Annotated in this window: 9 protein-coding genes; 6 read left to right on the top strand and 3 right to left on the bottom strand. The window is 63.3% G+C overall.

The features are described from left to right. Position 1: 1 nt before the first annotated feature. The 3 genes from ABB26_RS08940 to ABB26_RS08930 all read right to left on the bottom strand — a co-directional run bounded on the left by ABB26_RS08940 (position 2) and on the right by ABB26_RS08930 (position 3,644). Entirely contained in the window at positions 2-850 is an 849-nt protein-coding gene (locus ABB26_RS08940) for a MurR/RpiR family transcriptional regulator (RefSeq protein WP_057633335.1), read from the bottom strand. 248 nt (positions 851-1,098) lie between these two features. Beyond that, the gene (locus tag ABB26_RS08935) at positions 1,099-2,196 is read right to left on the bottom strand and encodes a dipeptide epimerase (RefSeq protein WP_057633334.1); all 1,098 of its coding nucleotides are present in this window, start codon (positions 2,194-2,196) and stop codon (positions 1,099-1,101) included. Beyond that, positions 2,193-3,644, bottom strand: a complete 1,452-nt coding sequence (locus ABB26_RS08930) for a C40 family peptidase (protein ID WP_057633333.1) — start codon at positions 3,642-3,644, stop codon at positions 2,193-2,195. Before ABB26_RS08930 ends, ABB26_RS08935 begins: the two co-directional genes overlap by 4 nt. A gap of 213 nt (positions 3,645-3,857) precedes the next feature. Between ABB26_RS08930 and ABB26_RS08925 the strand changes: the two genes are divergently transcribed. From ABB26_RS08925 to ABB26_RS08900, 6 genes are all read left to right on the top strand, one after another. After that, on the top strand, positions 3,858-5,276 hold the full coding sequence (locus ABB26_RS08925; protein WP_057633367.1) for a transglutaminase-like domain-containing protein: 1,419 nt from the start codon (positions 3,858-3,860) through the stop codon (positions 5,274-5,276). A gap of 58 nt (positions 5,277-5,334) precedes the next feature. Then, positions 5,335-8,328, top strand: coding sequence for a TonB-dependent receptor (locus ABB26_RS08920; RefSeq protein ID WP_057633332.1), 2,994 nt, complete (start codon positions 5,335-5,337; stop codon positions 8,326-8,328). 60 nt (positions 8,329-8,388) lie between these two features. Then, a complete protein-coding gene (locus ABB26_RS08915; protein WP_057633366.1) occupies positions 8,389-9,939 on the top strand; it encodes a serine hydrolase domain-containing protein in 1,551 nt (516 codons plus the stop codon). Positions 9,940-9,982: 43 nt separating this feature from the next. After that, a complete protein-coding gene (locus tag ABB26_RS08910; RefSeq protein ID WP_245626178.1) occupies positions 9,983-10,627 on the top strand; it encodes a M15 family metallopeptidase in 645 nt (214 codons plus the stop codon). Positions 10,628-10,682: 55 nt separating this feature from the next. Then, positions 10,683-11,063, top strand: a complete 381-nt coding sequence (locus ABB26_RS08905) for a hypothetical protein (protein ID WP_057633331.1) — start codon at positions 10,683-10,685, stop codon at positions 11,061-11,063. Between the two features lie 224 nt (positions 11,064-11,287). Further along, positions 11,288-11,611 carry a hypothetical protein gene (locus tag ABB26_RS08900; protein ID WP_057633330.1) on the top strand — a complete coding sequence of 108 codons (324 nt, stop codon included), beginning with the start codon at positions 11,288-11,290 and terminating at the stop codon, positions 11,609-11,611. Positions 11,612-11,658: the final 47 nt, after the last annotated feature.

The raw sequence follows: 11,658 nt of genomic DNA, 5'->3' as shown, positions 1-11,658 counted from the left end.
GTCAGTTGTCGATCAGGTGCTGGATGCGTTCCTGGTTCAATGCCAGCTGTCGTTGCCTGTCCGGATTGGACTGGCACAACAGCACGAACACGAAGTCGAGCAGGTATTGCAGCGAGCAACGGTACAACAGTTGCGCGATGGGCGGCTGCAGGTCGTGCGCGCAGATGGCAAGTGATGCATCTGCATGCGCGCGCAATGGATTGGCGGTGTGGCGGGTGATCGATACCACTTTCCCACCGACTTCCTGGAATTGGCGCGACAGCTGCCACAGCTGCGGCAACTTGCCGAATTCGGAGAACACCAGCAGCACATCGCCGGGACGCGCGGCTGACAGATTGGCTGTCATCAGGATGGGGTCGGCGTGCTGCACGGTGAGAATGCCCAGCAGCGACAGGCGCATGGCGAACTCGCGCGCATACAGGCCGTCATCGCCCAGGCCGTAGATGAAGACCTTGGGTGCGTTGTCGAGCAGTGCGATCACTGCTTCCACATCGGCCTGCGGGTTGGCGACCATGGTTTCTTCTTCGGCAGCAGCCTTGGCCCGACGCAGGGTTTCGGCCGCCTGCAGGTAGCCGGCGGGCTGGTCTTCCGGCGGCCAATCGGTGGTGTCGCCATTGCCGGCGAGTGCGACCGCAGCGCCGATCGAATACTTGAGATCCGGATAGCCCTTGAAGCCGAGCTTCTGGCTGAACTTGACCACGCTGGACTGGCTGATGCCCAGTGCATTGGCCAGTTGCTGCGAGGAGTAGTCGCGCAACAGGTGGGCGTTGTCGAGGATGAAGTCGGCGATACGTCGTTCGATGGCCGACATCTGTTCGCGCTCTGAGCGGATTTTCAGCAGGGGTGGCATGGGCAGGCTGTCGGTTGTCCGGTGGCGACTCTAAGGGATTGTGGGCGGTTGTGGCGCGGGTGGCGTTGTTGCATTGGCTGTTGCTCCCGCTCCCTCCCCTGCGCTTTGCGCAAGGGAGGGGGTGGCCGCTGCGGCTGTGCCCCAAAACAAAACAGCACCTGCGTTGGCAGGTGCTGCGTGTGATTCCCGCGCGTGCGTCGGGGCAGCGACAGCCACTGCATCTGTGCAGCGTGCTGTCGTCCGTGCGATCACGGCTTGATCATCTCCAGCCCGCGTACCTCCACGATGCCCAGTCCGGGGGCGTCGGTGATGGTGATCTCCGACTCGTTGAAGATCACGCCGCCTTCCACCGGGTTGAACTGGCTCAACGAAGGCCCGTCCAGATCCACCTTGGTGATGGCACCGGACTTGGCCACCGCCAGGTGCACCGCCGCCGCCACGCTGATGCTCGACTCGAGCATGCAGCCGATCATGCACGGTACGCCGTACAACGAGGCGATGTCGGCGATCTTGATCGCGTTGGAAATGCCGCCGGTCTTCATCAGTTTGATGTTGATGATGTCCGCCGCACCCTGTTGGATCAGGTCGAAGACCTGGTTCGGGTTGAACACGCTCTCGTCAGCCATCACCGGCGTGTTGACGCGTTCGGTCACGTACTTCATGCCGGCCATGTCGGCAGCCTTCACCGGCTGCTCCAGCAGCTCCAGGATCACGCCTGCGTTCTCCAGTTCGCGCATGGCATACACCGCCTGCTTGGCGGTCCAGCCCTGGTTGGCGTCCAGGCGCAGCAGCGCACGGCCTTCGACGGCGGCGTGGATCGCCTTGACCCGTTCGATGTCCAGGCCGATGTCCTTGCCCACCTTGATCTTCAGCGACTCAAAGCCGCGCTCCACCGCCGACAGCGAGTCGGCCACCATCTTGTCGATGTAGTCCACGCTGATGGTGATGTCGGTGGTGATCACCGGGTCACCGCCGCCGAGCATCTGGTACAGCGGTGCGCCGTGCAGCTGCGCCCAGAGGTCATAGACGGCGATCTCGACCGCCGCCTTGGCGCTGGTGTTGCGCTCCAGCGAGGACTGGATGAGCCCGCAGATGCGGTTGAGGTTGCTGATGTCTTCGCCGATCAGGCGCGGCTTGATGAAGGTGTTGATGGCTTCGATGATCGAGCCATGGGTGTCACCGGTGATCACCGCCGTCGGCGGTGCCTCGCCATAGCCGGTGTGCCCGGTATCGGTGCGGATCAGCACCACCACGTCCTCCATGGTCTCCACGGTACGCAGTGCGGTTTTGAACGGGGTTTTCAGGGGCACGCGCAGCATGCCCAGTTCGATGTCGGTGATCTTCATTTGGTCGCTTGTGGGCGGATGCGCTGGATGTTGGTCATGCGGTCGATATAGCTGGCGGTGTCACTGGCCATCATCGGCTGCAGCGGAGTTACCGAGACGCCATTGAGGCTGGCGTGGACGCGCTTGCCGCTGGCGTCGAACCAGCTGCCACCGGAGGTGTCGTGGATCACCCAGGACATGCCGTTGGACTGGCCGATGGCCATCATCACGTGGCCCGGGATGTAGATCAGGTCACCCACGCTCAGGCCGGCGATGGCGGCGTCACGCTTGCTCTTGCCGTCCTTGTCGTTGAAGGCGATGCGGTCCAGCGCCGGGCTCACCGCCTGCGCGCTGGTATTGCGCGGCAGCAGCACGCCGAAGCTGCGGTAGATCTCGGAAACGAAGCCGCTGCAGTCGCGGGTGTCGTAGGAATGGCCCCAGCCATAGCGCTCGCCCAGGAATTTGAAGGCCTGGGTGATCAGGTTGGCCTGGGTCAGCGGCAGGTAGTCGGCGGCGGTGTCCTGGGAACGTGGCAGCAGCGCAGGCACCAGCGCCAGGCTGCCGTCGTCATTGCGCACCGGCAACTGGATGACATGGCTGGCGTGGGCCTGCTGGCCGTTGACCGGGGTCATCGCCGGCCAGTCGCTGAGCACCGGCACGCGTACGCCCATTTCCAGCTGCAGGTCGGATACGCGCGGTTCTTCCGGCGTGTGCACGGTGCGCGCGGTGGCGCCGGTGATCACCCGGTGCGCGGCGGCCTTGCCGTAGCCGAACACCTGCTCGGCACTGCCGACGCCGACGAAACGTTTCTCCATCCACGCTGCATAACGTTCGCTGCTGACGAACACCCATTTGCCGTCGGCACTCTCGTGCAGCACCGCCACCGCGTCACCGGGGAACAACGCCGATTCCTGGAAACGGTCGATGTCGGTGTCGCCCTGGCTGCTGAACACCCGCAGCGCGGTCGGGAACGCACGCAGCGCAGCGCGGTGCACCACCAGCCCGTACTGGATCGGGCGGTTGTCGCCGATGCGGTCCAGCGCCACGTTGTCGGTGACGGCCTTCAGCTGCGCGCTGCCCACTTCCTTGCCCTGCACGTCGTACAGGGTCCGGGTGGGGGCGCGTGAAATGCCGTTGATCTGTTCGGCCACGAATGCGCGGGGCAATGTGGTGGGCAGGGCGCGCAGATCGTGGATGGAGTTGTCGAGCTGGCGCATGCGCGCGTTCTGCGCGTCGATGCCGGCGCGGTCCAGGATCACCGCATCGGGGTTGGGCAGCTGCGCGATCCAGTGCTGCGGCGCGAGGAAACTCTCCTCCAACCCGATGATGCCGGCATAGATCGGCGCGCTGGCAGGCGGGGGCGGCGACAGCGCGAACGCAGGCCCGGCGCACAAAGCCACTGCAACAATCAGCGCCCGCGAAAGCGGGGCAAGGCGTCGGCGCTGGAATAGCGTCGGGATGGCGTTCATCGAAGCTCCCCTCTGAGATGCTCTGGGAATATTTATTCCTTTCTCCCACGAAAGCAAGAATAAATTATTGACCCGCTACCGGGTGCGTGTTACACAGCGTTTACCACCCCCGCACCTTCCGGATGTGTCGCTGTGGCTTCAATCGCCGATTCTGCATGCTTTGCCCGAGTCCCGTTCGCCCGCAAGGCGCTGGTTTCCGCACTTTGCATGGCGATGATCTGGGCGGTGCAGGCCGGTGAGGCGCCCTCCACGTCGTTACCGGCGCTGGAAGCCCGCATTGACCAGGGAGACTTCGCCGGGGCCCAGGCGGAAATCGACAAGGCCCTGGCGGCGCCGGGTACGGATGCACTGACACGCGATGCCTATGCCTTCCAGCAGGAACGGATGCGGCGCATGCGCCTGGACTTCACGCTGGACGAAGCGCAGGCCAAAGCTGCCGTGCGCAAGTCGATTCCCGATCTGCGTGATGAAGAATTCAAGGCGTGGGATGACGCCGGCCTGATCGAGCACCTGGACATCGACGGGCAGCGTCGCTGGTTCAAGCGGGCGCCGAGCAATCTGTTTCTGTTCAGCCCGCAGGCCTCTGCGCGTCGCGCACCGGACAAGCAATCGTCCCGCCCCGGCCCGTATGAGCGCTTGGGCCCGCACCATGCTGCAGTGATCAAGGCGTCCGAGCAGAGCGGGCTGACCAGCATCACTCCCAACCGCATCCGCATCACCCAGTCGATACAGGTGGACGCCGACGCGGTGCCCGCCGGTGAAACCGTGCGCGCGTGGATTCCGTACCCGCGTTCGATCCCGGGCCAGCAGGAGAACATCCAATGGCTGGGCAGCGTGCCGGAAGGTGCCCAGATCGCGCCGGAAGACACGATGCAGCGCACGGCCTACCTGGAGCGCAAGGCGGTCGCCGGCACGCCGACCGAGTTCTCGGTCAGCTATGAGCTCACCATCTCCGCACGCCGTTTCATCATCGACCCGGACAAGGTATTGCCTACGCCGGCAGACCCGGCACTGGCGCCGTATCTGGCCGCGCGCGCGCCGCACGTGGTGTTCACCCCGGCATTGCGGGAGTTCTCGCGCAGGGTCGTCGGCAACGAGACCAATCCTTACCGCGTTGCGAGGAAGCTGTTTGCTGCGGTCGACGCCATTCCGTGGGGCGGCGCACGCGAGTATTCCACCATCAGCAACATCTCCGATTACGCGTTGCATGCAGGCCACGCCGATTGTGGCCAGCAGACGTTGCTGCTGATCTCGCTGCTGCGCATGAATGGCATCCCGGCGCGTTGGCAGTCGGGCATGGTCTTTTCCGACAACGAGGTTGGCTACAACAACCTGCATGACTGGGGCGCGATGTACCTGGCGCCCTATGGCTGGGTGCCCATGGACGTGAGCACAGGTGCGCTGGCCAGCACGGAGCCGGCCGAGCGTGATTTCTATTTCGGCGGGCTCGATGCCTACCGGATCGCATTCAACGACGACTACTCGCGCGCATTCGTGCCTGCAAAGCAGCACTTCCGCTCGGAGACCGTCGATCTGCAGCGCGGTGAAGTGGAGTGGTCCGGGGGGAACCTCTACTTCAACCAATGGCAATACGACTTCCAGACGCAGGTCCTTGCGCCGGAGTCCAGGTAACAGAACGTCGTAACCGTTGTCTTACATACCGATCAACATCTGCAGGAGAGAGCAGGGGATGAACACGAAAATGTTGAAAAGGGCGGCATTGACCGTCGCGTTGGGTGCCTGTCTTGGCGTCATGGCACCGAGCGCCATGGCACAGAGCGCGAACGGTGCCATCGCAGGCCGCGCCAGCTCCGGTGACCAGATCACCATCGTAAACAAGTCGACGGGTTTGACCCGCAGCGTCACCGTCGGCAGCGACGGTTCTTACCGTTTGAGTCAGCTGCCGGTGGGTGATTACAGCCTGCAGGTGAAACGTGACGGGCAGACCGACAAGGAGCCGTTGGCGGTGAACGTGTCGCTGGGCGGCACCACCACGGTCAATCTCGGCGGCGGCGACAGCGGTGCAGTCACCCTGGACTCGGTGCAGGTGGTTGGCTCCAAGATCGTCAACCGCGTGGACGTGTACTCCACCGAGTCCTCGTTCAACATCAAGCGCGAAGAACTGGCGCGCATGCCGGTGGATCAGAGCGTGGCTGCCGTGGCGTTGCTGGCGCCGGGCGTGGTCGACTCCGGTTCGAGCTTTGGTGGATTGAGCTTCGGTGGTTCCTCCGTGGCCGAGAACGTGGCCTACATCAACGGATTGAACGTCACGGATCCTTACCGTCGGCAGGGTTTCTCCGAGGTTCCCTTCAATTTCTATGAAGAGTTCCAGATCAAGACCGGTGGCTACTCTGCCGAGTTCGGTCGCAGCACCGGTGGCGTCATCAATGCCATCACCCGTTCGGGCGGCAATGAGTTCAAGGGCGGCGTGCAGGTCACCATGGAGCCGTCGGCATGGGCGTCGGAACGGAAGGATCATTTCCACAGCGATGGCACCATTGACGAGCGCAATCGCACCAGCCGCGATCGTGCCCCGCTGACCAAGACCAATGTGTGGGCCTCCGGCCCGATCATGCAGGACAAGCTGTTCTTCTTCGCGATGTACGAGAACCGCGACAGCAAGTCGCAGGACGTCGATAACTCCGAAGCGTGGAAGACCAAGAGCAACAACGATTTCTGGGGCACCAAGCTCGACTGGCGCATCAATGACAACCACCTGCTGGAGTTGCTTGCGTTCTCCGATAAGACCGACTCGGTGACCAGCAGTTACGACAACTACAACTGGGACAGCAACACCTTCGGTGACTCCAGTGGCCAGAGCAGCGGATCTTCCGGTGGTGACAACTGGTCGTTGACGTATACCGGTCACCTCACCGACAACTTTGTCGCCAAGGCAATGTACGGCGTCAACAAGCGCAGTGCGGTAAGCGACAGCCCGGCGGATGGCGAATGCAGCATCATCACCGTGGCGTCGAGCTACACGGAGATATATGGCGAACAAAAAGGCGTAGGGTGCCATCCGACCAACGAAGCCATCAGCAACCGTCAAGACAAGCGTGAAGCGGCGCGCCTGGACTTTGAATGGACCTTGGGTGACCACCTGGTTCGCTTCGGTCTGGATCAGGAGGTGATGGATTCAGCCAGCTCGACGATTTACCCGGGCGATGGATCCACCTATCAGGTGCTCTCCGTAGACGCGGGCAGTTCCGTCAATGGCGTGGCGCTGCCTCCAGGTGTCACCGACTTCGTTGACGCACGCTACAAGGTCACTGGTGCGCCGGTCAGCACCAAGGCGCAGGCGTTCTATCTGGAAGACAACTGGAACGTCACCCCGAACCTGCTGTTGAATCTCGGCGTGCGTTTCGACCAGTTCCACAACAAGCTGGCCTCGGGTGCCACCTTTGCCAAGTCCAAGTTCAACGACATGATCTCGCCGCGCCTGGGCTTCAGCTGGGACGTGAAGGGTGATGGCTCGATGAAGGTGTTCGGCAACGCGGGCCGTTACTACACCCCGCTGACCAACAAGCTCACCGACTACTTCGGTGGAGGTACAACCGACGAACATACCTACTACGTGTTCAATGGTTGGGAAGAGAAGCAGAGCTCAAGCGGTAACACCTACAAGGTTCCGGTGCTCGGTCAGCAGATCGGTCCGGTCAATACCGAAAACAATGCCCCGGCACCGACGGATGTGCGCACGGCAGTGGCGCGCGACCTGAAGCAGGTGTTCCAGGACGAGTACATCCTTGGCTTCCAGCAGGCGCTCAACGAGGAATGGTCGTATGGCGTCAATGCCACCTACCGCCGCATGACGCGTGCGGTGGAAGATGCGCGCATCAATCATGTTGAAGGCTGCGACTGGTACTCGGGCGACTGGCCGATCATCAATCCGGGTGAAACCAACCAGCTGTGGTGTCCGGATACCAACAGCTGGGTGAGCCTGGATTCGTCCAAGGACGGCTACAAGGCCCTGGGCAGCGGCAACATCATGGGCTACAAGCGGCCCAAGCGTACCTACAAGGCGCTGGAGTTCCAGATCGACCGCGCCTGGAATGACAAGTGGTCGTTCAATGCCAGCTACCTGCTGTCCAAGAGCGAAGGCAATATCGAAGGGCCGGTCAATTCGGACACCGGCTACAACGACACCAATCTGGTGCAGTACTACGATCACCCGGCGGTCAACGAGCGCTTTGGTGTGACCTTCAATGACGCCCGTCATCAGTTCAAACTGCGTGGTGCGTTCAAGTTGAACGAGCAGTGGTCCTTCGGTAGCACGCTGTCGGCCCGCTCGGGTGGCCCGATCACCGCATTCGGCGTGGTGTGGCCGAACGACAACCGTAATGCGGGTGGCCCGGGTGAATACAGTGGCGGTGGTTCGGGCTGGCTGTGCAAAGCCAACTGCTCGACCTGGGCGACCCGTGAGCTGGAGTACTCCGAGCGCGGTGCCTTCGGTCGCATGCCGTGGGTAATTGATCTCGGTGCCAGTGTGATGTGGACCTTGCCGGTGGAGGGCATCGACCTGAAGGCGCGCCTGTCGGTCTACAACCTGCTCAACCGGCAGACCGTGGTCAACGTGCACTCCCGCTATGAGAGCACTCCCGGTACGAAGATGTCTTACTTCGCTGAGGGCACCAATTGGCAGGCACCGCGTTACACGAACCTTGTCGTGACCTGGAACTTCTGATGTAGCGTTTAAGGACGGCCCGCTTCGGCGGGCCGTTCGCTTTTGTGGAGAGTCATGACGATGCGACTGAAATTGCTGCTGACCACCGCTGCGCTTCTGGCCGGCCCCGTGCTCGCCGCCGACACGGACGAAGCACGGATGAACGCGCTGGTCGACCAGGCGGTGCAGCGCTATCAGCTGCCGGGCATCGCGGTGGGCGTGATCGAGGATGGCAAGGTGGTCCGGCGCATCACCCGCGGCGAGTTGGCGGTGGGCGAGGGTGCGGAGATCAATGACGACACCTTGTTCAAGATCGCCTCCAACACCAAGGCGATGACCGCCGCAGTGCTTGCGCGGCTGGTGCAGGCCGGCACGCTGCGCTGGGACGACCCCGTGACGAAGTACCTGCCGCAGTTCCGCATGTACGACCCGTGGGTGACGCGCAACATGCAGGTGCGCGACCTGCTGATCCACAACAGCGGCCTCGGCCTGGGGGCCGGCGACCTGATGTTGTGGCCCGAGCCGAACCGCTTTGACCGCAACGACATCATTGCCGGGCTGGCACATCTGAAACCGACGGGCAGTTTCCGCGCCGACTATGCCTACGACAACCTGCTGTACGTGGTGGCCGGCGAAGTCGCCGCGGCCGCCGCGGGCAAGCCGTATTCGGTGCTGGTGCGGCAGGAGATCTTCCAACCGCTGGGCATGCAGCGCTGCCAGGTGGGCGAGTGGTCGCCCGCTGAGCTCGGCAATATCGCCCGCCCGCACTATCGCGACGGCAACAGGAACATCGCCGCTGCGGCGGATCCGGCGCGCGTGGACGACTTTCCTTCGATGGCGGCTGGCGGTATCCGCTGCAGTCTCAACGACATGCTGCGCTGGATGCAGGTGCTGCTGGATCCCACGCAGGCACCGGGCTGGCTTGATACCACCCAGCGTCGTGCGCTGTGGACGGCGCATATGCCGATGCCGATCAGCCAGCGCCTGCGCGACTGGGACAATACCCACTTCCTCGCCTACGGTTATGGCTGGCGCCTGTCGGACATGGACGGCCAATGGAAGGTGGCGCACACCGGCACGCTGTCGGGCATGTACTCGTCGCTGGCATTGTTGCCGGATGCCCGGAACGGCGTGGTGATCCTGATCAATGGCGAAGCCGAGGACGCCCGCACTGCCCTGATGCAGGCCATGCTCAAGCGCTACACCGCCCCGGCTGCGAGCCACGACGTGCTGCATTACGCGCAACGCATGGACCAGGACGCTGCGCAGCGCCGTTCCGCGGGCCATGTGCGCCCGGCGATGCCGGACCGCCAGCCGGTAACGCCGAGCGTTTCGGGCAACAACACCGGCATCTGGCGTGATGCCTGGTTTGGCGAGGTGCAGCTGTGTCCGCATGACGGTGCGCTGCGGTTTTCCTCGATCAAATCGCCGCAGATGAGCGGCAAGGTGATGCACAGCGGCCAGCGCTGGTTTGTCGCCTGGGATACACAAGGCGAAGACGCCGAGGCATGGCTGGAATTCTCCGGCGATGCGAAGCACTCTGTCATGCGCATGCGCGCCATCGACCCGGAGATCGATTTCAGCTATGACTACCAGGATCTGCAGTTCCAACGCATCGGCGATTGCCCGTAGCACGCTGATCGCAGCGGCGCTGGCGGTCGCTGCCGGCAACGCGATGGCGGTGGAGATATCGCCGGCCACCACGCCCGCCGACGCCAACATGGTGGATGTCGCCACGCTGGCGCCGGGCTTTGTGTTGGACATGCGCTATGCCACCACCGACAACTTCACCGGGCGCGTGGTGCCTGGCTACGAGGCGCCACGCTGTTATCTGCTGCAGCCGGTGGCGCAGGCCTTGGCGCGGGTGCAGAACGCATTGCGCGCGCAGGGCTACACGCTGCAGCTGTTCGACTGTTATCGCCCGGCGCATTCGGTGAAGTCATTCGTGGCCTGGGCGCATGACCTGAGCGACCAGCAGGCCAAGGCACGCTATTACCCCAACGTGGACAAGTCCCGCCTGCTTGACGGTTACATCGCCGAGACTTCGGGCCACAGCCGCGGCGCCACCCTCGACCTGGGGCTGCTGCAGTGCCGTCAGGGCGATTGCCAGCCATTGGACATGGGCACCGGGTTTGACCGCTTCGATCCGCTGGCACATACCGCCAGCCCGGACATCACGGCCGCGCAGCAGCACAATCGCAGGTTGCTGCTGGATGCGATGGGTGCCGAGGGCTTTGCCAACTACCCGATGGAGTGGTGGCATTTCACCTTCAAGCCCGAACCGACCCCTGACACCGCCTACGACTTCCCGGTGCGGTGAGCATGGGCGAGGCGGGTAGACTGGGCGTTCCTGCCGCCCTGAGCCCACCGCGCCCATGAATCTGGTTCTGCACTTTGGCCTGCTGGGCTCCCTGGAAGCGGCCTTGATTGCCCTGGCGATCGGCTTCGTCGTGTTTGCGCTGTGGTGGCAGGTATGCAGGCGCACCGGCCTGTCGACGGGGCACGCCATCGCCTGGGCCTGCCTGCTGGCGGTGGTCATCGCAGCGGGCGTGGACAGCTGGAACCTGTTCTATCTGGGGATGATGGGCCTGGAGTCGCCGCTGTACGCCAAGTTGGCGTTGGCCAGCATCCACGATCCGGATCAACTGGGTACGCGCGTGGTGTTGGAGCTGATTGGTGTTGCCCTGGGTGTGGCTCTTGGCTGGTGGTTGTTCAGTTCGCGGCAATCTTTGCGCGATACCACCGATGCGCCTTAAACGCGGTTGCGGGCGGGCTTAAACGCGATGGATGGAACACTCGAATCATCGCGTTACATCTGCTTCACGGCGGTCTAACCACGGCGGTAGCCGCATTCGCCGGCGTGTTGGTTAACACGTTGTTCTGCAGCGATTTGCGGGGTCAGGACGATTCAGTTGCAGCTTGTCACGGTAGGGGCGTGCGGAGTTTCCGTGCGTTTCCCCAAAAAGACGAGGAACACCTGATGACCCTTCGTAATCGCACCCCGTTGTTCGCCCTGGTTGCCCTTGTGGGTTCCGCGCTGGCACTGCCGGCCATGGCGCAGGACGCACAGGACCAGGCTGCAACCCAGGCGCAGACCGCCGAGCAGGCCCAGGGTGCCTCGGCCGCCGACGGTGGCGGGCAGAGCTGGGCCAGCGTCGACACCGATGGCGACGGCAGCATCAGCAAGGCCGAATCGCAGGCCAATGCCGGTCTGGCCCAGGTGTTCGATGACGCCGATGCCGACAAGGACGGCAAGCTGACCCAGGAGGAGTACCGCGTGTACGCGGCAAAGGCGCAGAAGTAAGCACTGCTGTCGCGCCATAAGCCCCTCTCCCGCTGGCGGGAGAGGGG

Source organism: Stenotrophomonas humi (assembly GCF_001431415.1).
Classification (GTDB): Bacteria; Pseudomonadota; Gammaproteobacteria; order Xanthomonadales; family Xanthomonadaceae; genus Stenotrophomonas; species Stenotrophomonas humi.
This window is presented reverse-complemented; position numbering and strand designations above follow the sequence as displayed.